Annotated in this window: 26 protein-coding genes; 10 read left to right on the top strand and 16 right to left on the bottom strand. The window is 63.2% G+C overall.

The features are described from left to right. Nucleotides 1-4 precede the first annotated feature (4 nt). Complete coding sequence (locus tag SVXhr_RS03750) at nucleotides 5-1,282, bottom strand: amidohydrolase (RefSeq protein WP_275739582.1); 1,278 nt, start codon at nucleotides 1,280-1,282, stop codon at nucleotides 5-7. A gap of 64 nt (nucleotides 1,283-1,346) precedes the next feature. Then, nucleotides 1,347-1,673: an uS10/mL48 family ribosomal protein gene (locus tag SVXhr_RS03755; RefSeq protein ID WP_275740867.1), complete on the bottom strand. Its 327-nt coding sequence runs from the start codon at nucleotides 1,671-1,673 to the stop codon at nucleotides 1,347-1,349. 195 nt (nucleotides 1,674-1,868) lie between these two features. Here SVXhr_RS03755 and SVXhr_RS03760 point away from each other — a divergent pair, with 195 nt between their 5' ends. After that, nucleotides 1,869-2,291, top strand: a complete 423-nt coding sequence (locus SVXhr_RS03760; protein ID WP_008527220.1) for an NUDIX domain-containing protein — start codon at nucleotides 1,869-1,871, stop codon at nucleotides 2,289-2,291. An 11-nt stretch (nucleotides 2,292-2,302) separates the two neighbouring features. Here the strand turns inward: SVXhr_RS03760 and SVXhr_RS03765 are convergent, their stop codons facing one another. The 3 genes from SVXhr_RS03765 to SVXhr_RS03775 all read right to left on the bottom strand — a co-directional run bounded on the left by SVXhr_RS03765 (nucleotide 2,303) and on the right by SVXhr_RS03775 (nucleotide 3,493). Continuing rightward, nucleotides 2,303-2,632 (bottom strand): hypothetical protein, encoded by a 330-nt coding sequence (locus tag SVXhr_RS03765; protein WP_275739586.1) that lies wholly within the window; start codon nucleotides 2,630-2,632, stop codon nucleotides 2,303-2,305. A gap of 146 nt (nucleotides 2,633-2,778) precedes the next feature. Beyond that, nucleotides 2,779-3,018 carry a hypothetical protein gene (locus SVXhr_RS03770; protein ID WP_275739588.1) on the bottom strand — a complete coding sequence of 80 codons (240 nt, stop codon included), beginning with the start codon at nucleotides 3,016-3,018 and terminating at the stop codon, nucleotides 2,779-2,781. 184 nt (nucleotides 3,019-3,202) lie between these two features. After that, on the bottom strand, nucleotides 3,203-3,493 hold the full coding sequence (locus tag SVXhr_RS03775; protein ID WP_275739590.1) for a hypothetical protein: 291 nt from the start codon (nucleotides 3,491-3,493) through the stop codon (nucleotides 3,203-3,205). 175 nt (nucleotides 3,494-3,668) lie between these two features. On the opposite strand from SVXhr_RS03775, the gene SVXhr_RS03780 reads away from it, so the two are divergent. Beyond that, nucleotides 3,669-4,358, top strand: coding sequence for a hypothetical protein (locus SVXhr_RS03780; protein WP_275739592.1), 690 nt, complete (start codon nucleotides 3,669-3,671; stop codon nucleotides 4,356-4,358). A 65-nt stretch (nucleotides 4,359-4,423) separates the two neighbouring features. Beyond that, nucleotides 4,424-5,473, top strand: a complete 1,050-nt coding sequence (locus SVXhr_RS03785; RefSeq protein ID WP_275739593.1) for a DUF5787 family protein — start codon at nucleotides 4,424-4,426, stop codon at nucleotides 5,471-5,473. A gap of 21 nt (nucleotides 5,474-5,494) precedes the next feature. Here the strand turns inward: SVXhr_RS03785 and SVXhr_RS03790 are convergent, their stop codons facing one another. Beyond that, a complete protein-coding gene (locus SVXhr_RS03790) occupies nucleotides 5,495-5,983 on the bottom strand; it encodes a DUF5797 family protein (protein ID WP_015788633.1) in 489 nt (162 codons plus the stop codon). A gap of 75 nt (nucleotides 5,984-6,058) precedes the next feature. Beyond that, entirely contained in the window at nucleotides 6,059-6,508 is a 450-nt protein-coding gene (locus SVXhr_RS03795; protein ID WP_275739595.1) for a Mut7-C RNAse domain-containing protein, read from the bottom strand. 134 nt (nucleotides 6,509-6,642) lie between these two features. On the opposite strand from SVXhr_RS03795, the gene SVXhr_RS03800 reads away from it, so the two are divergent. Beyond that, on the top strand, nucleotides 6,643-8,709 hold the full coding sequence (locus tag SVXhr_RS03800; RefSeq protein ID WP_275739597.1) for an alpha-glucuronidase family glycosyl hydrolase: 2,067 nt from the start codon (nucleotides 6,643-6,645) through the stop codon (nucleotides 8,707-8,709). Between the two features lie 167 nt (nucleotides 8,710-8,876). Here SVXhr_RS03800 and SVXhr_RS03805 read toward each other — a convergent pair whose 3' ends face one another. The 3 genes from SVXhr_RS03805 to SVXhr_RS03815 form a co-directional block, all read right to left on the bottom strand. Next, on the bottom strand, nucleotides 8,877-9,335 hold the full coding sequence (locus SVXhr_RS03805) for a hypothetical protein (protein ID WP_275739599.1): 459 nt from the start codon (nucleotides 9,333-9,335) through the stop codon (nucleotides 8,877-8,879). Between the two features lie 177 nt (nucleotides 9,336-9,512). Continuing rightward, nucleotides 9,513-10,880, bottom strand: coding sequence for a glucuronate isomerase (gene uxaC, locus SVXhr_RS03810; RefSeq protein WP_275739601.1), 1,368 nt, complete (start codon nucleotides 10,878-10,880; stop codon nucleotides 9,513-9,515). 47 nt (nucleotides 10,881-10,927) lie between these two features. Continuing rightward, nucleotides 10,928-11,887 carry a mannonate dehydratase gene (locus SVXhr_RS03815; RefSeq protein WP_275739603.1) on the bottom strand — a complete coding sequence of 320 codons (960 nt, stop codon included), beginning with the start codon at nucleotides 11,885-11,887 and terminating at the stop codon, nucleotides 10,928-10,930. 154 nt (nucleotides 11,888-12,041) lie between these two features. On the opposite strand from SVXhr_RS03815, the gene SVXhr_RS03820 reads away from it, so the two are divergent. Both SVXhr_RS03820 and SVXhr_RS03825 read left to right on the top strand, forming a co-directional pair. Further along, the gene (locus SVXhr_RS03820; RefSeq protein WP_275739605.1) at nucleotides 12,042-12,833 is read left to right on the top strand and encodes an SDR family NAD(P)-dependent oxidoreductase; all 792 of its coding nucleotides are present in this window, start codon (nucleotides 12,042-12,044) and stop codon (nucleotides 12,831-12,833) included. Between the two features lie 139 nt (nucleotides 12,834-12,972). Further along, entirely contained in the window at nucleotides 12,973-15,324 is a 2,352-nt protein-coding gene (locus SVXhr_RS03825) for a glycoside hydrolase family 3 N-terminal domain-containing protein (RefSeq protein WP_275739607.1), read from the top strand. 62 nt (nucleotides 15,325-15,386) lie between these two features. Here the strand turns inward: SVXhr_RS03825 and SVXhr_RS03830 are convergent, their stop codons facing one another. From SVXhr_RS03830 to SVXhr_RS03855, 6 genes are all read right to left on the bottom strand, one after another. Then, nucleotides 15,387-15,875, bottom strand: a complete 489-nt coding sequence (locus tag SVXhr_RS03830; protein ID WP_275739609.1) for a hypothetical protein — start codon at nucleotides 15,873-15,875, stop codon at nucleotides 15,387-15,389. Beyond that, nucleotides 15,868-16,557, bottom strand: a complete 690-nt coding sequence (locus SVXhr_RS03835; RefSeq protein ID WP_275739610.1) for a nucleotidyltransferase domain-containing protein — start codon at nucleotides 16,555-16,557, stop codon at nucleotides 15,868-15,870. Before SVXhr_RS03835 ends, SVXhr_RS03830 begins: the two co-directional genes overlap by 8 nt. A gap of 176 nt (nucleotides 16,558-16,733) precedes the next feature. Continuing rightward, the gene (locus SVXhr_RS03840; RefSeq protein WP_275739612.1) at nucleotides 16,734-17,216 is read right to left on the bottom strand and encodes a hypothetical protein; all 483 of its coding nucleotides are present in this window, start codon (nucleotides 17,214-17,216) and stop codon (nucleotides 16,734-16,736) included. Nucleotides 17,217-17,219: 3 nt separating this feature from the next. Further along, complete coding sequence (locus SVXhr_RS03845) at nucleotides 17,220-17,810, bottom strand: Rrf2 family transcriptional regulator (RefSeq protein ID WP_275739614.1); 591 nt, start codon at nucleotides 17,808-17,810, stop codon at nucleotides 17,220-17,222. Between the two features lie 105 nt (nucleotides 17,811-17,915). After that, nucleotides 17,916-18,464 (bottom strand): hypothetical protein, encoded by a 549-nt coding sequence (locus SVXhr_RS03850; protein WP_275739616.1) that lies wholly within the window; start codon nucleotides 18,462-18,464, stop codon nucleotides 17,916-17,918. 104 nt (nucleotides 18,465-18,568) lie between these two features. After that, complete coding sequence (locus tag SVXhr_RS03855) at nucleotides 18,569-20,026, bottom strand: glycoside hydrolase family 4 (protein WP_275739618.1); 1,458 nt, start codon at nucleotides 20,024-20,026, stop codon at nucleotides 18,569-18,571. Nucleotides 20,027-20,236: 210 nt separating this feature from the next. On the opposite strand from SVXhr_RS03855, the gene SVXhr_RS03860 reads away from it, so the two are divergent. From SVXhr_RS03860 to fsa, 4 genes are all read left to right on the top strand, one after another. Continuing rightward, nucleotides 20,237-21,418, top strand: coding sequence for an ABC transporter substrate-binding protein (locus tag SVXhr_RS03860; protein ID WP_275739619.1), 1,182 nt, complete (start codon nucleotides 20,237-20,239; stop codon nucleotides 21,416-21,418). A 139-nt stretch (nucleotides 21,419-21,557) separates the two neighbouring features. Next, nucleotides 21,558-22,439: a transketolase gene (locus tag SVXhr_RS03865; RefSeq protein ID WP_275739621.1), complete on the top strand. Its 882-nt coding sequence runs from the start codon at nucleotides 21,558-21,560 to the stop codon at nucleotides 22,437-22,439. Then, complete coding sequence (locus tag SVXhr_RS03870; RefSeq protein WP_275739623.1) at nucleotides 22,436-23,368, top strand: transketolase family protein; 933 nt, start codon at nucleotides 22,436-22,438, stop codon at nucleotides 23,366-23,368. The genes SVXhr_RS03865 and SVXhr_RS03870 overlap by 4 nt, the downstream gene beginning before the upstream one ends. Nucleotides 23,369-23,390: 22 nt before the next feature. Continuing rightward, entirely contained in the window at nucleotides 23,391-24,047 is a 657-nt protein-coding gene (fsa, locus tag SVXhr_RS03875; RefSeq protein ID WP_275739625.1) for a fructose-6-phosphate aldolase, read from the top strand. Nucleotides 24,048-24,073 lie beyond the last annotated feature (26 nt).

Here is a 24,073-nt window from a genome sequence, read left to right on the forward strand (position 1 = left end):
CATTTCAAAACTCCTGCTCGCTGATCGCCAGGATCGCCTCTCGAAGCACGTCCACCCCGATCCCGATCGACGTCTCGTCGACGTCGAACGTCGCCGTATGGTGACCTCCCGGGTGATCCGTCCCGATTCCGACGAAGGTCGCTTCGCCACCGTGCTCCTGGACGCGACGCATGAGGTACGTGGCGTCCTCGCTACCGCCGAGTTCACCCCGTTCGCGTCGGGACGCTACGCCGTCGACAGTACCTGCGACGTCATAGACGAGTCGCCGAAGTTCCGGGTCGGGATCGGCGCTCGGGGCTTGGGCCCCCCAGTCGACGCTTCCCCCGCACTCGTGCATCTCCGCGGCCGATTGGATGACCGTCTCGGCGCGTTCGCGCATGTACTCCCTCAGTTCGGTTGTCCCGCCGCGGACTTCGCCCTCGATGTACGCCGATTCGGCGATCACGTTCGAGGCCGATCCGCCGCCGACGTTCCCCGCGTTGACTCGCGTCGCGCCGTCGGTGTGTCGCGGGATCGCGTAGAGGTTCCCGACGGCCGTCGTCATCGCCTGGACGGCGTTGCGGCCGTGATCCGGGTGACCGCCGGCGTGGGCCGATTCCCCCGCGAACTCCGCCCGGAAATTCGAAACGGCGAACATGCCCTCGATCCCGGCGACGATCTCGCCGGTCGGGTAGTCCAGACCGATGTGGATCGCCAGCAGCGCGTCCACGTCGTCGAGGTGGCCGCTCTCGGCGATGGCGTGCCCGCCGCCGATAACCTCCTCGGCGGGCTGGAAGATGAGTTTCAGCGTTCCCTCGAAATCGCTGTCGGCGATGGCTTCGAGGACGCCGACGCCGATGGTTGCGTGGGCGTCGTGGCCGCAGGCGTGCATCGCGTCGTCGTGTTCGGGCCGGAATCCCTCGGCGACGGGCCGGTGGTCGGGATCGCTCGATTCGGTTCGCGGGAGTGCGTCGATGTCGACCCGGAGACCGACGGTCGGTCCTTCGCCGCGCCGGAGGACGGCGATCGCACCCGTCTGTCCGCTGTCGAGCCGGTCGAGTGTCGCCTCGTCGACGCCTGCCTCGCTCGCACGTTCCCGCCACCGGGCGAGGTCGTCTTCGTCCGGGACGCCGGCTCTGGCGGCAGTGTCGAGAGCCTCGGAGCCGACGAACACCTCGTCGACACCGATCCGTTCGATCTCCTCGAGGATGCGGGCTGTCGTGTAAAACTCCCGCCAGGCCGGTTCTGGGTGTCGATGAAGATCACGTCGAAGTTGCTTGAGATGCTCTGGGGTTTCGGTCATACGTCCGCAGAAACGTTTGTGCTATGTAAATCGCACGCGCTGTCGTCCCGTAATCGCCCCCTCTTCACCGACCGGCACCGCGGCGCTGCTCGACCGACACCTCGATGTGGACGCGCTCGGGGAACTCCCACTCGGCGATGTCGCGGGCGAACTCGTCGTGCCCGATGATCTCGATCGTCCGGGTGAACACTGTGTAGTGCCAGGGATCGAGTCGGTTGCCGTCCGCACTGAGGTCCGCCGATTGGGGAACGCGAAGCTCCTGGGGGGCCTGGGGATGGGGGCCTTTCAGTTCCACGCCCTTCTGCTCGGCGGCCTCTTTGATCTCGGTCACTACGTCTTCGAGGACGTAGCGATCCCCGCTTTCGACTGTCAACGTCATGACGAACGGCATCTCGTCTTCTGGGTCCGCGGCCGACGGGGAAAAACCCATTCCTTTGGGGCGCTCAAGCGATCGATTTCGGCCTTCGTCTCCGGACAAATTCCTGTTATATACCTATCACTACTGGGTGTGCCGGGCGGTGCTGTTTGCGTCTGTCGGTTCCTGGCTTCGATATGCTCTTAAGTTCCGCATGACTAGATGTCGGTAATGATCGAGGCCACGAGCGCGGGAGCCATCCTCTTTCGCGATACGCGTGGCCAGCGGGAGTACCTGCTGCTCAAGAGCCGCCCGGGGGACTGGGAGTTTCCCAAAGGCGGCGTCGAGGGCGAGGAGGAACTCCAGCAAACCGCCATCCGCGAAGTGAAAGAGGAGGCCGGAATCGACGACTTCCGGCTCATCGACGGCTTCCGTGAGGAGTACGACTACGTGTTCGAGGCGAACGGCAACACCATTCACAAGACCGTTCACCTGTTCATCGCCAAATCCTTCGAGGCGAGTGCCGAACTCTCCACGGAGCACCACGACCACCAGTGGCGCGACTACGAACAGGCGAAAAACACCATCACCCAGGATGGCCCCCGGGAGATCTTCGAGGAGGCCCACGACTTCATCGACGAGAAAGACGTCTGAAGCGGCCGGCGTCACCCCCGGAAGCGGGGCGACCTCGTCCGCGAGCGACGTCGCGTCGGTAGCTGCCGGCTCTCGATCTCATCGGCATCATCCTTGGTGGGATCGTCGTCCACTTCGCTCTCAAGGCGACGGAACGGTTCGAGCAGCAACGAGATCGCGACATAGCCCAGGCCGACGAGCATAATCACCAACAGTAGCAACGCCGGCGTCGGGTCCAGAGTGAACTCATAAAACATTGCATCCACCTGTAGCACGATGGCAGCCAAGAGTGTCGCGATGATGGCGAGCCAGCGCTTGACTCCACGGACGTGTCGGGCAAGCACTTCGATATCGGAGGGCATACCTCTTCGGTCGACTGGTAGGGTTTTATGAACAACGATATGCTATTTACGGCAACTCGCTGTCGGACTGCTCGTGATTGCAGGGGAGCCGTTCACGACTTCTTTGCGGCGACTGCACTGATGAGGACAGCCCAACCCGCCCCCGATCAGGGGGACACTTCAGTATCTGGTGGCTCCCGGAACAACGACACGATGAGATAGACCGGGCCGCCCAACAGCGTCCCGAAGACGGTCACCAGCAGCGGTGCGCCCAGCCACGTGGGTGCTGCATTGAGATCGGACAGCGTGCCCAGGGTCACGCCGGCCAGCAGGATCGCAACGACGACGAGCCATCGTTTGATCGATCGCAACTCCCGGTGGACGGCATCTCGGTCGTCAGGGACCATATTCCGGAAAATCACGTCAGTTGACAAAACTGTGGCGGTCTGGCTCTGTCCGCCGGAACCGTCCCGCCGGGCGAGGACGACAGCGGGTTCGTCCTCGGGATTTGTGTCTCTCTGTGAGTCAATCGCGCTTGGGTCCCCGACGATGAATGCAAGCGGTTGGTGGAATAGGGCCGAGATCGACCGATCAGTTGATCAGCGCCAGGATGACGAGGACAGCACCCATGGCCGTAATGGTGGTCCCGAGGAGGACGACAGTTGTTGGGAACAATTCCCACATTCGGTTGTCGTTGGGCGGCTCGTACTGGCTGAAATCAAACAGATACCCGGCTGCCAACATGACCATGCTGAGGGCGACCACGAGTTGACCGGCGGTCAAGATGATTGAGTCCGCCCGTAGCCAGGAGCTGACAGCCAGCAGGGTGTTCCCGAGCGCCATCCCACTGAACCCGACAATCAATCGCTGCTTGTCGTTCATATTGATAGCTTCACTCGTCCAATCAAATACGTTGTGCTGGGGCGCGTTCGTTTTCGGATCCGCCATTGTATTTCTCGACAGGACGCGCGGTTCAGCGTCGTTCTCTCTTCGATTCGAGTGACCTCCCATCCGAAAATCCGATAGTTTTATCAGCCATTAATGAAATTCGATCTGTATGACGGGGGAGGGGGACGAACTGTCTGATCGGTGGTGTCGGGTGCTCGAATACGGGTTTTTCCTGCTGTGGGTGCTGACGATCGCCGCCGGTGGCATTTTCAGCTACGTTTCGATGACCTCCACGGCGGCGAGTGGATTCGGCACGATCAACACGTCCGTGTTTCCCGAACCGATCGCCTCGATCAGTGGCTGGCTGTTGATCGCCTTGCCGCTGTACGGCGTGCTGTATCACATGATCGCCGCGGTCGGGTTGTACGCCGACGCCAGCAAACTCCATGCAGCCGAACTCGACTGGTATCCGTTTCCAATCCTCTATGCCGCCGGCGGACTTGCCCTTTCGGCGCTCGTCGTCCTGCCGTACCTCCGGAAGCGCTACGAGTATCTCCCGCCGGATTCATCGTCCCGGCTCTGGTTCCCGATCGTCATGTTCTGTGTCAGTGGGGGATTTTTGGCGCTGGTCGGCTTCGGGATCGGTGGCCTGGACGTCACGGCGCCACTCGTGTTGCTGGGGTTGGGTCCGCCACTGGCGTTGGCTGTGTATCACGATGCCAAACGCGTCAACGCGAGAACCGACTGGCAACCGAACCCGATCACGTACTTCATGTCCGTGCTGTTCACGACGGTCCTGTTGGTCGGCCCGTACCTGATCGGCGGACTCTACATTTATAAACGCCGACAGGTTGCGTGACTTGGGACCTCTCTTGTCCAGTGGGCATCGAAACGCCTTCGACAACGCCGTTCCTCGCTCGATCCGTGAGCGGCCAGGACTATCACGCCGAGTTCGACTTCGAACTGCGGGTCTGTCAGTGGGCCGAGCGCGCCTGGCCGCCGGGCGGCGACCGTGAGAACCCGATTCTCGTCGCCCGGCAACTCGGCACGAAACGCCGCCGCTGGGACACGATCGTCTTCGAATGTGATCCTGACGGCCTCCGTCAGCGTGCCGAGTTCGGCGAACGCGCCCTCGACTCGGATCTACTCGACGTCATCCCGCATGCGCCCGCCGAGTGGACCTACTACCGCGATGCACTCCCCGATCCCGGCTATCCCTGGCGGTACGTCCGGGAGGCGATCCATCGTGCGGCCGACCGCGACATTTTGGACGTCCGAAAGAACGGCGGGAAGATCGAGATCCGCCGGAAGTCCGTGTATCCGTCATGGGTCGAGCGCGTGATCGCGATCGAGAACAAGCCGGATCTCGACGCGAGTGCGGCGCGCCACCTCGCCCCCCAGATCGAACGCGACGTCGCGATGGGACTGGCCGACGAAGTGTGGGTCGCCACGGCCGAGACGGGCGAGCGGATCGAACCCGCGTTACTCGAGAACGTCCCGGTCGAGGCCGGCATCCTGGTCGTCGATCCATCGGCTGGCGATGCCGATGTCGCCTGGAACCCCCGGACGCTCGACCCGTCGAAACCTGGCGTCCGGATTCTCGACCGCCCCTCGGGTGGCGACCACGACGCCTCGGCTGCGCGTTTCGAGTACGTCGACCCGGAGTGGAAGGCACAAAAACGCCGAGAGATCGCCGAACGCGCCTACGAACGCGGGTGGCGAAGTTACGTCGAGTCGATGCGGCCCGACTGTCGACACTTCGAGCTGAGTTGGGAAGAGCCCGGACCGACCCCGTTCTGTGCCGCCAAGGACCGACGGCAGACTGCCGCGGAGTGTCGCGGTTCGTGCGGTGACTTTGAACCCGAACCGCCAGTCTGGCGGACGAAGGGATGGCCGATCGAGGGTGGGCCAGGTGCGACGATCAAGCGACTGCTGGCACGGCGGCGTCGGCGTCAGCGCCCCGGCATGAAGTAAGTCAGAAACGTAGCAGGGATTTCACTCGCGCTTTTCGACCGTGAGTTCGTCACGTTCGACGGCCAGTCGATAGGTCGGGACTGTCGTGCGAACGCGTTCGAGAATCCCCTTGTCGGTCAGGCTGCCGAGTGCGCTTCGGACGTCGTCGACTGACGGATCTTCCCCGGTCTCACGAACGTCCTGCAATACCGAGACGACGCTCTGGGGTTCCGCTTCGGGGCCGGCGATCACCTCCAGCACACGGCACTGTAACGCCGAGACGTGGACTGTCAAGTCGTCGTTTCCTCCCTCGACCAGCCCCTCGCGCTCGACGAGTTCGGCCGCTTCCGGCGTCGCACGGATCAGGCTGTCTTCGTCGCGATAATAGTACTCACCGAGGTCGGATTCGAGCACCTGGTGGACCTCGCTGCCGCTCTCTAAGTCCCACTCCCCCTGGAGTTCGGCATTTTTCGTCGGCTGGAGGGCGACTACGTCAGCCAGGCGCTGTAGGGCCTCATCGGAGAGCGTCATCGACGGTGATTCGCCCACACGGTATTACAGCCTTCTGGATTCGATCTGTCCCAGTAGTCTGTCTCGCGTAGCCACTCACAACTCGGCGAGCGTCTGGGCGACGTCGTCCCAGTGGCTGCCCTGCCAGAAGTACTGGCCACAGTCCCGACACTGCCAGACCGACTCGGCGTCCGGGCTGGGGACCGACGCCGGCGTCGGTTCGTCGGCCGTGACCGCATCGAGGTGACCGTTGCACGTCCCGCATCGCACCGGCGGCGCGGCGAGCGTGAGGTTGTATCCTGCCGCCTGTAGTTCGCGCAATTGGTCGCGAATCCCATGCGCTTCGAGCGCCAGACTCTCGGCCGCTCGCATCGCGAGCTGTCGGTCCCGGGTGAGCAGGACGCGCCCTTCCTCCGCGGCGATCGCGAGCAGTCGGTCGTCGGCCTCGACGCCGCGATCGAGTGCGTAGGCGGCGTCGTACCCGCACATCCGGAGGTGCGTCGCGAGTTTCCCGAGCATCGCGTCCACCAACAGCCGATCGGCCATCTTCGCAGTGACTACGGACTCTGGCTGAAAAAGGCCCGCGGCCGTCACCGCCAGGGATACCGTCGCCCGCCCCCACCGCCGCGCACTCCCCCGATCAGTACAGTTTTGTGGCCGGGCGGTGATTGCCGGAGCATATGCCGCGGACCCAATACGACGACTGCTGGCTCCGATACGACCGCGTCAGTGAGGACCAACGCGAGTCGTATCGCCGCCGTCTCAAACACGCCTACGTCGCCGAGGAATCCCCCGAGTGCAGCGCCGTCCGGGACGAACTCCGGGAGGCGATCCCCGGGCTGCTCGGCGAGGACGTCCACCTCTGGCAGCACCGCCCGGAGACGGTCGATGGCTTTCTCGCAATCGGGACGCCCGGCGACATGGAAGTGATCAAAGAATCGATCCCCGACGGGGCGGTCGACGACCTCGACGACGACGGCTACCTGATCCGATCCGTCGAGTACGAGGGCCAGGACTGCCTGGTCGTCACGAGCGGGGCCGATCAGGGCCTGGTCTACGGAACCTTCCACCTCCTTCGATTGCTGAACATGGGCGAGGCCATCGACGAAATCGACGTCCGGGAGGAGCCGGCCTACGCCAACCGGGTGATCAACCACTGGGACTGCCCGTTCCGCCGGACGGTCGAACGCGGCTACGCCGGCGAGTCGATCTTCGACTTCGACCGCCTCCCCGATCTCCGGGACCGTTATGAGGACTACGCCCGCCTGCTCGCGTCGCTCGGCATCAACGGTGTCGTCCTCAACAACGTCAACACGGAGTATTATCCCCGGGGCAGCACCAACGAAGCCTCCCAGGCGTTCGACGGCTGGCGACTGCTGGAATCCCGGCGACTTGAAGACCTCACCAGCCTCGCGTCCGTCTTCCGGCGCTATGGCATTCAAATCTACCTCTCGGTGAACTTCGGCGCGCCCAAGCGCATCGGCGACCTCGACACCTTCGACCCCCTTGACGAGGACGTTCGTGAGTGGTGGCGGCAGAAAGCAGACGAGATCTACGACCTCATCCCCGACTTCGGCGGGTTCCTCGTCAAGGCCGACTCCGAGGGCCAGGACGGCCCCTACAACTACGACCGCGATCACGTCGAAGGGGCCAACGCCCTCGCGCAGGCTCTGGAACCCCACGGCGGGCGCGTCTGGTGGCGGGCGTTCGTCTACGGCTCCCACGAGGACCGCGCCATCCAGGCCTACGACACCTTCGAACCGCTGGACGGCGACTTCGCCGAGAACGTCACCGTCCAGGTCAAGAACGGCCCGATCGACTTCCAGCCACGCGAGCCCGTCTCGACGTTGTTCGGCGCAATGCCCGAAACCGACCTCGGGCTGGAACTCCAGATCACCGGCGAGTACACCGGCCAGGGCGTCCACGCGACCTCCCACCTCCCGATGTGGAAGGAGATTCTCGAGTTCGACACCCACGCCGACCGGGAGGGGTCCCGCGTCCAGGACTTCTTCCGGGGCGACGGCGAGGGCGTCGTCGGCGTCACGTCGATCGGCGAGGATCGTACCTGGACGGGCCACTACCTCATGCAATCGAACCTCTACGCCTTCGGGCGGCTGATCTGGGATCCCGACCTCGACGCGGAGACGATCACCGACGAGTGGATCACCCAGACCTTCGGAGCCGACGAGGAAGTCATCGACACCATCCGGGAGATCCTGCTGGACTCCTGGGAGGCCTGCGTCGACTACGAGACCGGCGGGCTCGGCCTGATCCACATGATGCACAACGGCCAGGAGTACCTCGAGAACCACTACGACCCCGCCCCCGAGGAGTGGCCGGGCTATCACTGCGCGAGCGAGGAGGGCATCGGCTACGACCGGACTTCGACCGGTAGCGGCTACGCACAGCAGTTCCGCGAGCCCGTCGCCTCGCGCTTCGAGGACGTCGAGACCTGTCCCGAGAAGTACCTCCTGTTCTTCCATCACCTCCCGTGGGATCACGAACTCGAGGACGGCACCACAGTGATCCAGCGCCTCTACGACAACTTCTACGACGGCGTCGAAGAGGCCGAGCGCCTCCGTGACTTGTGGCTCTCCCTCGAAGGCAAGATCGACGACCGGCGCTTCGAGCACGTCGCGACGCGCTTCGACGAGCAGGTCCACCAGGCCGAGAAGTGGCGCGACGTCATCACGGGGTACTTCTACGACTTCGCGGAGATCGAGGACGAACAGGGTCGCGTTCCCTGAGGACTGCCGTCAGTCAGTGATTCACTGACAGCACGACGGTTGGCCTACAGTGCGCTTGATTAGTATACATGGATCATAAGTGAGGGGTCGCTTCCTGTCGCACTGCCGCGAAACGCCTGCTTCAGTGCGCTTTTGATCACGACAAAGCCGAGTGAGTACCGTCCGAATCAACTCTGACAGCTGATTGCTTCGGGTGGATCGGAAAGATCTGCAACGAGGTTCACTGTCGTTCCGAACACGTCTTCGGATTTCTGCCAGATGAACGATGGAAGGACACACTCACCATCGAAGTCGTCTCTTCCAAGGTCGATTGTTCTCCGTTGGCCGTCTACACGACTGTGAACGACGATGGTCTCGGACTTCTCGGGGAGATCGGGCACGATGGTTTCAGTGTTCGTTTGACCGTTGTCCGGTGCTGGCCCGATCTCGTGTGATTCCCAGTATACCCTCTCGCCATCGGATTCGACGATCACATCGAACGCGACCGCTGTTGACGTCGTGTTCACCAGGGAGACGCCACCAAGCGTGACGTCAGGAGGGCCGCCAGTGGGCAACGAACACCCGGTGAGGGCCCCGATAGAACCAGTACTGAGTGCCAAGAAACGACGCCTGGTTGGAGGGTTCACGGAAATGAGATTATCAGACAGGACCGATAATTCTTCGGTTGAATCGATGCTATAGATCAACTCAGGACGGCTGTGGCTGGCAGCCTGTTACCGACGCGTTCAATGAGACCATTCGGACTGTATATTGGGAATTTGCCGTCCGTGCAGCTGTTTCCCCGGTAGGAATATCAGCGCGTCTCAGAACCCGTACAGTTCCTTCGGCCGGTCGTACGCCAGGTGATCCACGAGGTCCTTCCCGCGTGCCATCGACAGCTGGCCGCGGTCGACCATCCGCCCGACGACGTTCGCCAGCGAGCGCCGGAACACCTCGAACCGAGAGTCATACGAGACCACCTTTCGGGAGTCACTGACCATCCCGGCGTGGTTGGCGAGCAGGTCGATCGAGGCGACTTCTTCGAGTTGTTCCTCGATACCCATCGGCGAGTCGTGGAACCACCACGCCGGCCCGATCGAGAGGTTCGGGTAGGCCCGCGCAACGACGGTCGCGCTCGGGTAGTGGGTCGGATCGAGCGTGTAGAGGACGATCTCCATCTCGCCGTCGAAGGCATCGAGAAAGTAGTCGATGTCCTCGACGATGTCGACGTCCTGGGTCGCGACGTCGCCGCCGGCGTTGATGCCGACCTCGTCGAACAGCGATTCGCGGTAGTCCCGGACGGCCCCGACGTGGAGTTGGGTGACCCACCCTGCCTCGGCGTTCAACTCGCCGATGAACTCGAGCATGAACGCCCAAAAATCCTCGACGGCTGCCGGGTCGAGATTCTCACCCCGCCGGGCCGCGTCGTAGATCTCCGCCGCTCGCTCCCGACTGACGGGTTTGGAGTGGGGGTTCGTGCCAGTCCCGATGTCACACGCCTTGCAGCCGTGTTCGCGGAAGTAGTGGTGTTGCTCTTCGAACGCCGAGAGGAAGCCATCGAAGGTGGAAACGTCGGCCTCGGTGACGGCGTCGAGTTCCTCGACGAAGGTCGACCACTCGGCGTTGTCGATCTTCATCCCCCGGTCGGGCCGGAACGTGGGGTGGAGTTCGACGCCGTCGACCTCCTCGGCGAAGCGTTCGTGGGCTTCCAATTGGGAGGTCGGATCGTCGGTCGAGCAGATGATTTCGACATCCATCTCCCGGAGGACTGCCTGCGGGCGCATGTCGTCAGTCTGGAGTTGGGCCTTCGTCTCTTCCCAGATTTCGTCGGCGGTCTCCGGGGTGACTTCCTTGTCGATGCCAAAACGGCGCTTGAGGTCGAGGTGGAGCCACTCGTAGGTCGGGTTGCCGGCCATCATCGGCAGCGTCTCGGCCAGGGCGTTCCACTTCTCGCGGTTGGACGCGTCGCCGGTGATTTTCTCTTCCGGGACGCCGCGCTTGCGCATGAGTTGCCAGACGTAGTGGTCGGTCGCCCCCTCGACGTCCCAGATATCGTCCCACGTTTCATTCGCGAGGATCTCGTCCAGATCGATGTGGTTGTGCGGATCCACGATCGGTCGGTCGGCGATGTGGTCGTACAGGTCGAGCGCCGCGTCGGTCTCCAGTAAGTAGTCGTCCTCAAGGAACGCCATGTCGAGACGTCGGACCCGCCGGCAGTAAGTAGTTACGAGATTCTCGCCTATTCCTCGACGGCTTCGAGCAGCCCCTTCATGTAGCCGACGGCGAACAGCCGGCCCATGTCGGTGTAGCCGGCCATCGTCTCCTCGCGGTCCTCCTCGCCGACCATTCGCGGGACGTGATCCGGCCGGACCGGCCCATCAAAGCCGACGTCGGCGTAGGTCTGCATGGTCGAGAGCATGTCCGTCGGCCCGTCGTCGTGCCAGGTCTCGGCGAAGGAGTCGGGCGTCCCCTCGACGTCCCGGAAGTGGACGAAGTGGATCTTCTCGGCGAGCGCCTCGATCGCCTCCTCGGTGTCGACTTCCATCGCCCCGAAGTTGCCCTGACAGAAGTTGACGCCGTGGTTCGGGCTGTCATAGAGGTCCAGAATGCGCTCGTAGTCCTCGAGTGAGGTGACGATCCGTGGGACGCCACGGACCGGCGACAGCGGCGGGTCGTCCGGGTGCAGCGCCATCTTGACGCCGGCCTCCTCGGCGACTGGAACGACTTCGTCGAGGAAGTACGCCAAGTTGTCCCAGAGTTCTTCTTCCGTGATGTCAGCTTCGGGGTGATCCGCGGCCTGCTCCATCCACTTGTGATCGTAGCCGATCCGCTTGGAGCCGCCGCGGCCGGGCAGTGAGTCCGAGGTCCGGATGACCCCGAGCGGGAGCTCCGTCCAGACCCAGCTGTAGACGTCGATGTCGAGCCGGCCCATGTTCCGCAGCAGCTGCTTGACGGCCTCGATCTCCTCGTCGCGGCCCTCCTTGCCCAGCACCGTTTTCTCCATCGGCGGGCGGTCCTCGACGACATCGAGGTCGAAGCCGTGGTCCTCGAAGCGGCTGGTCGTCTGCATCAGCGTGTCGTAGTCCCACCACTCGCCCTCGACGCCCCAGAAGCGCACGACGGCGGTGTCGACGCCGAGTTGCTTGGCGAAGGTCCAGCGCTCGTCGGGACGCGGCGGGAGCATCAGTGCTGTATCCATGACCGCGACTTTCGAACGTGGACAATTCTTTCTTTCGTTGTGGCCGTCGGTCCCGTCATCGAACGACGGCTCTCGGGACGGGCGAAATGCCAGCAGGGAGGCTGTATCGACGGCTTGAAGTGAGTAACTGGATTGCGATTAGACGAGGAAAACAATGACAGATCAATTTGAAGACAAGGCAGTTATCGTTACCGGCGCGTCCTCGGGGCTTGGACGCGCGATCGCGAAACGCTTCGGGGAAGCTGGCGCGAACGTCACGAACGCGGACATCCAGCCGGACCCCCAGACTGGCGGCACACCGACCCACGAGGCCATCAACGAGGCCGACAACGACGGCGAGGCCAAGTACGTCGAAACCGACGTCTCCTCGAAGGAGGATGTCCAGGTCGCCGTCGACGCCACTGTCGAGGAATACGGCAGTCTCGACGTGATGGTTAACAATGCTGGCGTGACCAAGATCGCCCCCGCCGAGGAGATGGACATCGATGACTGGCGGTGGGTCATCGACGTCAACCTGACTGGCGTGTTCATCGGCAGCCAGATCGCGGGCCGACAGATGCTCGAACAGGAGGATGGCGGTTCGATCGTCAACATGGCGTCGATGATGGGCGAGATGGGGCTCCAGAAGCGCTCGCCGTACTGCGCGGCCAAGGGCGGGGTCATCAACCTCACGCGGACGCTTGCCGTCGAATGGGCAGCCGACGACATCTACGTGAACGCGCTGGCTCCCGGCTACATCTACACTGACATCACGGAACAGACCCAGGACTCCGCCGACTACTCCAACGAGGACATCCGCCGACGGACGCCGGTCGGTCGCTACGGGACGCCCGAGGAGATGGCCGAGAACATCCTCTTCCTTGCCCGTGACGACCACTTCGTCACTGGCGAAGTTCTCCACGCCGACGGCGGCTGGAGCGCCGACGGCTGGGGCTACCGGGAGTAGCGGCCTGTTCGACCGCTTCGTACCGGACTGGCGTCGCCTCGACGATCGATTCGATTTCTGTGTTCTGCTTGTGATTGTGGGTATGTACGTTCCGAAACGTTGAATGGTGCTACCCGAGCACGAAGGGACGGTACTCTCCATGACTGACTCCGATATCATTCAGGACTCGACGGCACCGACGGAACGCCGGATCGACGCGATACTCGCGGAGATGACGCTCGAGGAGAAAGCCGGCCAGCTGAGCGGGATTCCCCCGAAGCAGATCGGCGTGATCCCCGAGAAGGAAATGATCGACGACGACGGTGAGATCGACGATGACGTGGTCGAGGAGTATCTCGGAAACGGGATCGGCCACCTGACCCAGATCGCCAGTCAGGGACTGCTCGATCCCGAAGACGCGGCCGAGATGATCAACACCTTCCAGGAGTATCTCGTCGAGGAGACGCGGCTGGGTATCCCCGCCATCGAACACGAGGAGTGTCTGACCGGCTACCGGGGTCCTGGCGGAACCATTTTCCCGCAGTCGATCGGGCTGGCGAGTACGTGGTCGCCGGCGCTCGTCGAATCGATCACGGACTCGATCCGCAAACGACTTGCGGCAGTCGGCGCGGTCCAGGCGCTCTCGCCGGTGCTCGACGTCTCCCGGGACATGCGGTGGGGCCGCGTCGAGGAGACCTACGGCGAGGACCCGCAACTCGTCGGTGCGTTGGGTGCCGCCTACGTCTCGGGGCTCCAGAACGACGGCGACGGGATCGACGCGACGCTGAAGCACTTCGCGGCCCACGGAAGCGGTGAAGGCGGCAAGAACCGCTCGTCGGTCCAGATCGGCGAGCGCGAATTGAGAGAGGTACATCTCTACCCCTTCGAGGTCGCGATCCGGGAGGCCGACGCCAGGGCCGTGATGAACGCGTATCACGACATCGACGGCGTCCCGTGTGCGAGTTCCGAGTGGCTGCTGACGGACGTCCTCCGTGGCGAGTGGGGCTTCGATGGCCACGTCGTCGCGGACTACTTCAGCGTCGACTTGCTCAAGACCGAGCACGGGATCGCCGACTCCCAGCGCGAGGCCGGCGTTGCCGCACTGGAGGCAGGCCTCGATATCGAACTCCCGGCGACCGACTGCTACGGCGAGAACCTCCTCAAGGCCGTCGAGGACGGCGAGTTGAGCGAGGCGACGGTCGACACCGCTGTCCGTCGAGTGCTTCGGGCGAAGATCGAGTCCGGCGTCTTCGACGATCCGTTCGTCGACCCGGAGGCTGCGTCCGAGCCGTTCGGCACCGACGAGCAGACCGAACTCGCCGCCCGGGCCGCACGCGAGTCGATGACCTTGCTCGAAAACGACGATCTCCTGCCGCTCTCGCCCGCGGAACTTGACTCGGTCGCGCTCGTCGGGCCGCAGGCCGACGCCGGCCGGGGCCAGGTCGGCGATTACACCCACGCCGCCCGATTCGATAGCGAGGCAGACGGTGACTTCGAGTGTGTCACGCCGCGGGACGCGCTGGAAGCCCGGGCCGAGACCGCCGGCTTCGACGTCGAGTACGTCGAAGGAGCCACCACGACCGGCCCCTCGACCGAGGGGTTCGACGCGGCCGCCGATGCCGTCGAAAACGCCGACGTCGCCGTCGCCTGTGTCGGCGCACGCTCGGACATCGACTTCGCGGATCGTGAGAACCCGTCCGAACTGCCTGACGTCCCGACCAGCGGCGAGAACTGCGACGTCACCGACCTCGAGCTACCGGGTGTCCAGGCGGAACTGATCGACCGTCTCGCCGAGACCGACACGCCACTGGTCGTCGTCCAGGTGAGCGGCAAACCCCACGCGATCCCGGAGATCGCCGAGACTGTCCCGGCCATGCTACACGCCTGGCTGCCGGGTCAGGAAGGCGGCACCGCCATCGCGGACGTACTCTTCGGCGAGTACAATCCGAGCGGGCATCTGCCGGTGTCGATCCCGAAATCCGTCGGCCAGCAGCCGGTCTACTACAGCCGCAAGCCCAACTCGGCCAACGAGGAGCACGTCTACATGGACGGCGAGCCGCTGTACTCCTTTGGCTACGGGCTCTCCTACACCGACTTCGAGTACGGCGAGCTGGAACTCGAGGCCGAGACGGTCGCCCCGATGGGCACGCTAACCGCGAGCGTCACGGTCACGAACGCGGGCGAGCGGGCTGGTGACGACGTCGTCCAGCTCTACCAGCACGCCGAGAACCCGAGCCAGGCCCGTCCCGTCCAGGAACTGCTCGGCTTCGAACGCGTCCATCTCGAACCCGGCGAGACCAAGCGTGTCACGTTCACCTTCGACGCGACGCAACTCGCCTACTATGATCTCAATATGAATCTCGCCGTCGAGGAAGGCCCCTACGAACTCCGCGTCGGGAAATCCGCTGCCGAGATCGTCGACACTGCTGATTTCGAAGTTACCGACACGAAGGTCGTTCCGCGGTCCGCTCGATCGTATCTCACTGAGACCAGCGTCGAGAGAGTAGAGTAAATCAGCCGTCCCGGTCGACGGAAGCTTCTCATTTTCGACTGCGGTGAGCAGCTAGATCGCCATCACTCACAGAGACACTCAAATCCCTGTGAGGAACGGCCGACGACGAAGGAGTGAATCTCACTCGCGAGTGCGTACGTTTCGTCGGCTCGGTCCGCCGCTGCGAGCCCGTCCTGGTAGTAGGTTTTTGCCCGATGGTCGCGCCAGAGATCCGCCAGATCCTCGGCTGTCGATTCGGCGACGATCCCGGCGGCCGCTGCCTCGCGGTACACACCCGGGTGTGTGCCCGGCAGATCGGTAGGCTGCAGTGTCCCCCGCTCCAGCAATCGAAACTCGATCGATCGCTCGATGGCGACGAAGGACGCCTCGATCACGAGCGTGAAGTAGCCATCACGACGAAGCGACTCGGCACCGGCGAGCAACCGGCACGCTTTACGTAGCTGCAGGAGTGCAGCGTCTTCGACGTCGAGACCCTCTTCGATTTCCCGTGGTGGCCGATCGAACGCGGCTTGCACGTCGTCGATAAGCTGTTCGATACGGGTGCTACTCATTGGCGAACACCGCCTTGCGGATGGACTGCAGCCGATCGTCACCGTAGACAGTGAGGCCCTCTTCGAAGATATCCTGCAGTTTTTCTCCGGCCCGTTGGGCACTCGCGGCTGATTCGACGTACGGCTCGAAGTCGAATCGATCGCCGTGGAAACGCTCCTCACGGAGGTCAGCGACAACATCAGTCACTAGTCTTCTCGCCGTCGTTCGATCGCCTTCGATGACGACGAACAGATCGATATCACTCTGTCTGTCGGCGGTCCCCCGGGCGACACTCCCAAAGACGACGATCCCCACCAGGTCTTCGATGGCGTCGGCCTCCTCGACCGCCTCCCGGACTCGCTGGACGAACGTTCGGACCGGGGCGTGGAACGCGGGCTGTTCGATGGCGAGGATCGGGTCGTTTTTCCGGAGTCGCTCCGGGTCGATGGCGACGTAGTTCCGCTGTGGCGTTTCCCTGATGCGAACGACGCCGATGCTGTCGAGGAGATCGACGGCCCGCCAGACGGTCGATCGGGCGGCCCCGGTCACGTCGACGAGTTCGGCGATCGTGAATTCCGTCTCGTGAGCGTCCGCTAGCAGGCGGAGTATCTGGTCAGCCGCCTCGATGCGGAAGACGTCGACATCGCTCTCTGGACGGACATCGATGCAGGCTTTTATCCCTTGTTTTGTATTCTCGGACACTATCCGGATTTGTACAACGAGGTATAAATAAATAGCGGCTGTGAGGGGTCGAACCGGACATGAGGGCCAGTGAGGGGAAAAATACGACGGAGCACCAAGCGCTCTGGAGGTCCGCGGCCGAGATCGTCGACACTGCTGAGTTCAACGTTACGAACACGAAAGTCCTGCGTACTGTCCTATGGCGGGTTGCTCCCCGCGTTGAGAGGTTCGTATGCGTCGGTGTGGTAGGCCACACGCCAGAGTTTGAGGACGGCACGGGTGAGGAGTGCCTCCGAAGACTGTGTGATGCAGGAGTCCTGGACCTCGTCAGGATCGGAACTCGCATCCGGCGGTGGGTGATGGTGTTCGAGTCCATTGACCCGTTTATATTCACTCCCGTGGGGATGGCTCCCCCAGCGGACGTTCACCCCGTCCGTGTCCGTATAGTGGAACGCGTAGTCTCCCCGTGTCGTCCATCGGATATCGATCCGTGCGCTGTCTGCCTCACCGAGTCCGTCGTCGAGAGTGACTTCGACACGTGACGGATCGAGATAGTCGTCGAGTCGGGCTGTCGCGAGCGGTTCCATCTCCTCGACGATATCCCGAATGGTGAGTAGTGCCGGGCGATCTATTGCTCCTCGAAGGCTATGCTGTTCCGGCTGATCGGTCGGCCCCGTCATGTCTCAGGCGGGAATGCTCTCGTCAGTCGAGCGATCGTCCTCGCCGACGAACTGCTCGGCGGTCCCGATCGAGAGGGCAGCGTTCGCGAACGCGAGGTTTCGACGGAGCGTCTTCCAGTCACGGACCGTTTCCGGATCGATCTCCTGCCCGGCGGAACCAGACTCGGACAGCGTTTGATTCGTCCGCTCGACGGCGAGTTCTTCCGGGGAATCGACGCCGTACTCGGTGCGGTACTCGTTGAGTCGCTCACGCATCTCGGTGACCCGCGTGACGAGTTCGTCAGTCGAGACGTGCTCGAGGATGTCCGCGGCCTGTTCGACGACGAGTGATTCCGGGGACCGGCAATACAGCGTGCCGCCATGCTCGCCTGGCGACGTCTCGACGAACCCCTCCTCGGCGAGCGTCTCGAGGTGTTTTCGCGCCGTCTTCGGGGTCGTTAGCGCGTCTTCGGCGACTGCATCGGCCGAGACCGGGGAGTACGCGTGGGCGACGACGTGCCGGATGCGTTCGTAGGGAGTCGTCTCGGCCTCCCATTCGTCTTCGACCACCTCGTTGACATCCGCGAACTCTTCCGGTTGACTTTGATCGTTCATGTGGACAGCTACTGGTTGGAGTAACATAGTCCTTCGGTACGGTTCTATACTCCCTTCACTCTTCGTTCCGGCATTCCTTCCTTCGAGATCTCTGTCGCTGGCCAGTCAGCAGTCGTAGGTTCGCGTCCCCTTTTTGACAGGGATTGACGTTGTGCTGTTGGCCACCGTCGAATTACCCGACAGCACGCTGATTTCAACCCCTGCCGTCTCGTTCACGGCGAGGGTTTCGTCGTCGTCCAGGATCCAGAAGACGTCCGTCGTCACGTCGCCGGTCCGCGTCAGTGGCTGCGTGGTCCGTTCGGCCGTGTGATCGATACTCACTGCGAGTGTCAGTCGCTCCGCCCTCGCGTCGGTTCGGGTTCTCTCGGCCGGGATCCGGACGGACACGTCCCCGAGGACGCTGATACTGTCACCCGGCGTTCCGTATCCCATACACGTTTGCACCGAGTCATTTTCCACGTCCGGGAACGTCACCTCGTCGTTCAATCGGACGGTGAGGTCGGTTGACTCGATGGTGACGTTCTCGGCCGTAGCTTCGTCAGTCACGCCGCCGAACAGCACGAGCGTCCCGACGCTGAATGCAGTCAGGACCACGAAGACGGCGATCGTACCGCGACTCGGGGGCCAATCGAGCAGCCACGGGAGCGAATTCATGCGGGATTCGAATCATCGCGGACGGACGGCATAAATCGTGGCGACCTGCGCGTGGATCGTCGTGTCTTCGATCGGCGGTGTCGCTCGAAAACGAAGCGAACAGTTTAGGCGTCGTAGGCGTCGGCTTCGGCCAGTACGTCCGAGCCGTCGAGATCCCAGTCCTGGAGATACTCCTCCTCGGCAGCGACTAACTCGGCGAACATCTCGCGAGCCTCCTCGGTCTGGAGCGTCCGGACCTGCTGGTCGAGCAGGAAGCCGGCGAAGGCTGCATCGACGTCACCGGTGCGGGAGGCTTCGATGATCGTCTCGATGGTGTCGACGTGGCCGTCGATCAACGACCGGACCGGGCGGGGGAACCCGCCGGCGGTGGTCGGCTTGATCTCGCCCTCGCGGACCACGGCGTTGGTCTCGACGACGGCTCCGTCCTCGAGGTCGGTGACCTGGCCCTCGTTGGGCATGTTGACGTTCGCCACCATCGTGTCCTCGCCGCCGAGTGCTGCGACCATGTCGTCGAAGATCTCGTTCGAGTGGTAGAGGTCGAACTCCCGATCGCCGTCCATCCAGGCCTCGACGTTGGTAGTCTGGTCGGACTCGGCAGGGTTCCAGTGTTTCGCGCGATAGTCGCTGGTGGTCCGTTTGACACCCCAGCGGTTGAGTCCCTCCTTGCCGCCGACGAGGAACGACGTCGCGTACTCGACGAGGTGGCGATCGCCCGCCGCCGGGAAGACGCCAAAGCGGCGGAACAGTTCCCAGGTGACCTGTTGTTTGTCAGTGAACGGCGAGTCGTCTTCGAGATCCTCGGGCGTGAACTCGCGGTTCGCGCGATCGGTATCGACCAGGTCCTCGAGTAGCGGCCAGAGATCCCGGCCCTTGTATCGGGCTTCGTCGATCCACGTGAAGTGGTTGATACCCTTGACGTTGATCGAGATGTCCGAGCGCTCGGCCTCTTCGTCGAGTTCCTCCTCGACGATCTTCGCCAGATGATGGCGCGTCCACAGCACTTCGTGACAGAAGCCGACAGCGTTGATGTCGGGATACTCGTCGTACAGTGCGCGGGTGACGAAGTGGACGGGGTTGGTGAAGTTGAACACCCAGGCGTCGGGACACTGCTCGCGGATGGAGGCGGCGAACTCCCGGTAGACGGGGATCGTCCGCATCGCCCGGAAGATCCCGCCCGGGCCGATCGTGGCGGCGACCGCGCCGTAGATACCGTGGTCCTTCGGGATGTCGAGGTCGTGGACGAACGTCTCCGCGGGGTTGTACTGCGTCGAGAGGACGACGACGTCAGCACCGTCGAGCGCCTCGTCGCGATCCGCGACGGCCTCGTACTCCCATTCGGCCTCGACCTCGTCGCGATCCTGGACCCAGTTGCCGAATTCGGCGTTGAGCTCTGCGCTCTCGTGGTCGATGTCGTGTAGTCGCACTTCCCCCGAGAGGTCCGAGAGCGCGAGGTCCCGGAAGAACTTCGGTGCCCATTCGCGGCTCCCGCCGCCGATGTAGGCGATCGTCACGTCGTCGGTATCGATACCCTCCGCCTGTACGCCGTGTACTGATTCCGTCATTGTATGTCGTCAGGGGCTCCGGGTAGCCGATGTCCATGTGATCGTATAGTGTTTTCGAAAATCGGAACTAATTGTTCGTAACGGTCACACGACCGGGGCCGAACCGGTGGGCGTCGCGCGTTCGGTCCCGGTAGTCCTGTCGGTGTGTTTCGACATTCAACAATCGGGACAGACGTATACTTAAGAGGGTCGGCAAGCTACGTCCGGGATATGGCACAGACCCAGTCGACACAGCAGCGCTTCGAGCTTTTACACCAGTTAGTGGGGGCTGAGTGGGGCGGGGCAGCGCTGAACGCGCTCGTTGACGGCTACGAGCGACGGACGTCCTACACTGTCGAGGAGACGACAACGTCGGCCGATGATCTCTCCATCCGGGTCAAGATACGGATTCTCCAGGAACGAGCCCCGGACGCCTGGATCGAATGGCCGGGCCAGCACGTCACGCCGTACATCGATTCCGGTGCAGTCCGGGACATCACCCACATCTGGGAGGACAACGGCTTCGAGGAAGTCTTCACCGATGGGGCCAAAGAACAGGTCCGCTTCGACGGCACCTATCACGCGATCCCGCTGAACATCCACCGGATCAACAACCTGTTTTACAACGTCGAGATGATCGAGGAGGCTGGCGTCGATATCGACGCTAACTCGCCGCGGGCGTTTGTCGACGTCCTCGAACAGCTCGAGGGCGCACTCGACGTGACGCCCTTTTTGATGGCACTTCGCAATCCCTGGGGAACCATCCACGTCTGGGAGACGATCCTGCTCGGGGAGACCGACGCCCGGACGTACCGCGATGTCGTCGACGGGAACCCGGGGCGCCATCGCGACGCGATCGAGACGACGCTTTCGGTGCTGGCGCGATATCTCGACTTTGCCAACGACGACGCCCAGTTCGCCTCGCTGCCGGATGCCAACGCCCACTTCGTCGACGACGAGGGTGCGCTGTTCTTGATGGGCGATTGGGCCGCGAGTGCCTATGACCAGGACGCCTACGGCGAGACCTGGGACGCGATCCCGTTCCCGGGGACCGAGGGCGACTACCCGCTCAACATGGACGCGCTCGTCCCGTCGAGTTCCGAGGCGGACACGACGGCCATCGACGAGTTCCTCGCCTACGCCGGGTCACAGGAGGCACAGACCGCGTTCAACCGCCACAAGGGGTCGATGCCGCCCCGGACCGACACCGATCCGTCCGAGTTCACGCCGTTCCTGCAGGACCAGCGGGACGATTTCGACGCCGCCACCTCTCAACCGCCGTCGATCGCCCACGGGCTGGCGGTCCATCCCGAGACACTCATCGAGGTCAAATCACTGATGGCCGAGTTCGTCTCGGAGCCGGAGCCCGCGTCCACTGCCGATCGACTTGTCGACGCCCTCTCCGAAACGTAGCGGTAGCAGATGCGTCGTCGGCCGCCCCCGACCGCGACGCTTCGAACTCATCGATCAGACGTCAAAAGACGGCCACGATTCGACGGTGACTACGGCCGATAGGAAGCTTTTTACTGCCGAAATGGGAAAATCTCGCCGGGTGAAAAGTTTGCCTGGAAATAGTACGTCAGATGGCGATCTGGACGATCGAATCGAGCAGTATCGCCAGACAGCACAGGAAGTCCGCAGAGACATCATCGAGATGGTCTATGCGGCCCAGTCAGGGCATCCAGGCGGTTCGCTTTCGGCCGTCGAGTATTTGCTCTGGCTGTACAACGAGGAACTGAACGTCGATCCCGAGAACCCGGACGATCCGGACCGTGACCGTCTCATCTACAGCAAAGGTCACGCGTGTCCGGTTCTGTACGCGTTGCTCGCTCGATACGACTTCGTCGATTGTGATCCCAACGAGGAGTTCCGCCGCCTCGGCGGCGAGCTTCCGGGCCACTCCTCGCCGAAGGTCCCGGGCGTCGAATTCCCCTCGGGATCGCTCGGCCAGGGGCTCTCGTACGCCAACGGGCAGGCGATGGGAGCCGACTTCGACGACGCCGATTACGACGTCTACGCCATCCTTGGCGACGGCGAGACCCAGGAAGGCAACATCTGGGAGGCCGCGATGTCCGCGGGCGAGAAGGGACTGGACGTCGTCGCGATCGTCGACCGCAACAAAAAACAGAACGACCTTCCCGTCGCCGAGACGATGGAAATCGACCCGCTCGACGAGAAGTTCGAATCCTTCGGCTGGGACGTCTGGGAGGTCGACGGCCACGACTTCGGTGAGATCGCCGACGCCTTCGATGAAATCAACGAGGCGGACGGTCCGCGACTGTTGATCGCCAACACCGTCAAGGGCTACCCGATCGACTTCATGGAAGCCCAGCCCAACGGCTATCACGCCGGCGCGATCACCGACGACGAACTTGCGGAGGCGATGGAAGAACTTGGGTTCGACCCCGACACTGTGGAGGTGACGACCAAATGAGCGAGAAGATTTCGACCCGGAACGGGTTCGGGAACGGACTGTTGCGCGAGGCTGAGGAACGCGAGGACTTCATCGTCATGGACGCCGACCTGGCGAAATCCACCCGCGGGGGCTGGTTCCGTGACGAGTACCCCGAGCGCTGGATCAACGTCGGCATCTCCGAGCAGGATCTGTTCGCGACGGCGGCCGGTATCGCCGAGACCGGTCGGCCGGTCTTCGCCAACACCTTTGCCATCTTCTCTCAGCGTGGCTTCGAACAGGTTCGCCAGCAGATCGCCCGCCCGAAGCGCAACGTGACCGTCGTCGGCAGTCACGCCGGCGTCATCACGGGCGAGGACGGCCCCAGCGCCCAGACCGTCGAAGACATTTCCGCCTATCGCGGGATCCCGAACCTGCGTGTCATCTCGCCGGCCGACGCCGTCGAGGCCAACGCGCTCGTGACTGCCCTCGCCGAGGACGACGATCCGGCCTACCTCCGACTGATCCGTGAGTCCGTGCCCGTCATCCACGACGAGGACGAGTACGAACCCGAGATCGGCACGGGTGAAGTCCTCCGTGACGGCACGGATGTGACGCTGATCGCTCACGGTGCGATGGTCCACGTCGTCCAGGAAGCAGCCGAAGTCCTGGCCGACGATGGCATCGACGCCCGCGTGATCAACATGTCGACGATCAAGCCCCTTGACGAGGAGCTGGTCGTCGAATCCGCCGAGCAGACCGGCGCGATTCTCACAGCCGAGGACCACAACATCTACGGCGGCCTGGGCAGCGCCGTCGCCGAGGTCCTGGCCGAGCAGCGCCCGACCCCCATGAAACGGATCGGCATCGAGGACGAGTTCGGCACCTCCGGCAACGGGCTGGATCTCTACGAGTACTACGGCTTCACCGGCGAGGACATCGCCGAGACGGCGAAAGACCTACTGGCCTGAGCCGACTAGACCGATTGCAACCATGAGAACATACATCGATTCAGCGGAAGTCGAAAACGTACGGGAAGCATACGACCTCGGACTTGTCGACGGGGTCACGACGAACCCGTCGCTGGTCGCCGGGACCGACCGGGAGTACCGGGACATCATCGACGAACTGACGGAGTTCGTCGACGGTCCGATCAGCGTCGAGGTCATCGCGACCGACTACGAGGAGATGCTCGAGGAGGCCCGGGAGTACGACACCTGGGGCGACAACATCGCGGTGAAGCTCCCGATGACTCGTGACGGCATGAAGGCCCTCCGGACCCTCTCCGATGAGGGTGTCCAGACCAACATCACGCTGATCTTCTCCGTCAACCAGGCGCTCATCGCCGCCAAGAACGGCGCGACGATGGTCTCGCCGTTCATCGGTCGACTGGACGACAACGGCCACGACGGCGTCGAACTCATCGAGGACATCCGGACTGTCTACGACAACTACGACTTCGAGACGGACATCCTCGCGGCGTCGATCCGCCACCCCTTCCACGTCCAGGAAGTCGCCAAAGCCGGTGCGGACATCGCGACCTTGCCGCCGGACGTGGCAGACTCGATGTTCGATCACCCGCGAACCGACAGCGGACTCGAAGCGTTCCTCGACGACTGGGGCGACCGCGAAAGTCCCGCACTGAAGTGACGCCGTCTCTCTAGGGATTCGCCGAT

The organism is Halorhabdus sp. SVX81, assembly GCF_029207715.1.
Classification (GTDB): domain Archaea; phylum Halobacteriota; class Halobacteria; order Halobacteriales; family Haloarculaceae; genus Halorhabdus.

Coding starts and splice junctions, on each gene's coding strand:
- SVXhr_RS03750 (WP_275739582.1), bottom strand. CDS start 1,282: ATGACCGAAACCCCAGAGCATCTCAAGCAACTTCGACGTGATCTTCAT.
- SVXhr_RS03755 (WP_275740867.1), bottom strand. CDS start 1,673: ATGCCGTTCGTCATGACGTTGACAGTCGAAAGCGGGGATCGCTACGTC.
- SVXhr_RS03760 (WP_008527220.1), top strand. CDS start 1,869: ATGATCGAGGCCACGAGCGCGGGAGCCATCCTCTTTCGCGATACGCGT.
- SVXhr_RS03765 (WP_275739586.1), bottom strand. CDS start 2,632: ATGCCCTCCGATATCGAAGTGCTTGCCCGACACGTCCGTGGAGTCAAG.
- SVXhr_RS03770 (WP_275739588.1), bottom strand. CDS start 3,018: ATGGTCCCTGACGACCGAGATGCCGTCCACCGGGAGTTGCGATCGATC.
- SVXhr_RS03775 (WP_275739590.1), bottom strand. CDS start 3,493: ATGAACGACAAGCAGCGATTGATTGTCGGGTTCAGTGGGATGGCGCTC.
- SVXhr_RS03780 (WP_275739592.1), top strand. CDS start 3,669: ATGACGGGGGAGGGGGACGAACTGTCTGATCGGTGGTGTCGGGTGCTC.
- SVXhr_RS03790 (WP_015788633.1), bottom strand. CDS start 5,983: ATGACGCTCTCCGATGAGGCCCTACAGCGCCTGGCTGACGTAGTCGCC.
- SVXhr_RS03795 (WP_275739595.1), bottom strand. CDS start 6,508: ATGGCCGATCGGCTGTTGGTGGACGCGATGCTCGGGAAACTCGCGACG.
- SVXhr_RS03800 (WP_275739597.1), top strand. CDS start 6,643: ATGCCGCGGACCCAATACGACGACTGCTGGCTCCGATACGACCGCGTC.
- uxaC (WP_275739601.1), bottom strand. CDS start 10,880: ATGGCGTTCCTTGAGGACGACTACTTACTGGAGACCGACGCGGCGCTC.
- SVXhr_RS03815 (WP_275739603.1), bottom strand. CDS start 11,887: ATGGATACAGCACTGATGCTCCCGCCGCGTCCCGACGAGCGCTGGACC.
- SVXhr_RS03820 (WP_275739605.1), top strand. CDS start 12,042: ATGACAGATCAATTTGAAGACAAGGCAGTTATCGTTACCGGCGCGTCC.
- SVXhr_RS03825 (WP_275739607.1), top strand. CDS start 12,973: ATGACTGACTCCGATATCATTCAGGACTCGACGGCACCGACGGAACGC.
- SVXhr_RS03830 (WP_275739609.1), bottom strand. CDS start 15,875: ATGAGTAGCACCCGTATCGAACAGCTTATCGACGACGTGCAAGCCGCG.
- SVXhr_RS03840 (WP_275739612.1), bottom strand. CDS start 17,216: ATGACGGGGCCGACCGATCAGCCGGAACAGCATAGCCTTCGAGGAGCA.
- SVXhr_RS03845 (WP_275739614.1), bottom strand. CDS start 17,810: ATGAACGATCAAAGTCAACCGGAAGAGTTCGCGGATGTCAACGAGGTG.
- SVXhr_RS03850 (WP_275739616.1), bottom strand. CDS start 18,464: ATGAATTCGCTCCCGTGGCTGCTCGATTGGCCCCCGAGTCGCGGTACG.
- SVXhr_RS03855 (WP_275739618.1), bottom strand. CDS start 20,026: ATGACGGAATCAGTACACGGCGTACAGGCGGAGGGTATCGATACCGAC.
- SVXhr_RS03860 (WP_275739619.1), top strand. CDS start 20,237: ATGGCACAGACCCAGTCGACACAGCAGCGCTTCGAGCTTTTACACCAG.
- SVXhr_RS03870 (WP_275739623.1), top strand. CDS start 22,436: ATGAGCGAGAAGATTTCGACCCGGAACGGGTTCGGGAACGGACTGTTG.
- fsa (WP_275739625.1), top strand. CDS start 23,391: ATGAGAACATACATCGATTCAGCGGAAGTCGAAAACGTACGGGAAGCA.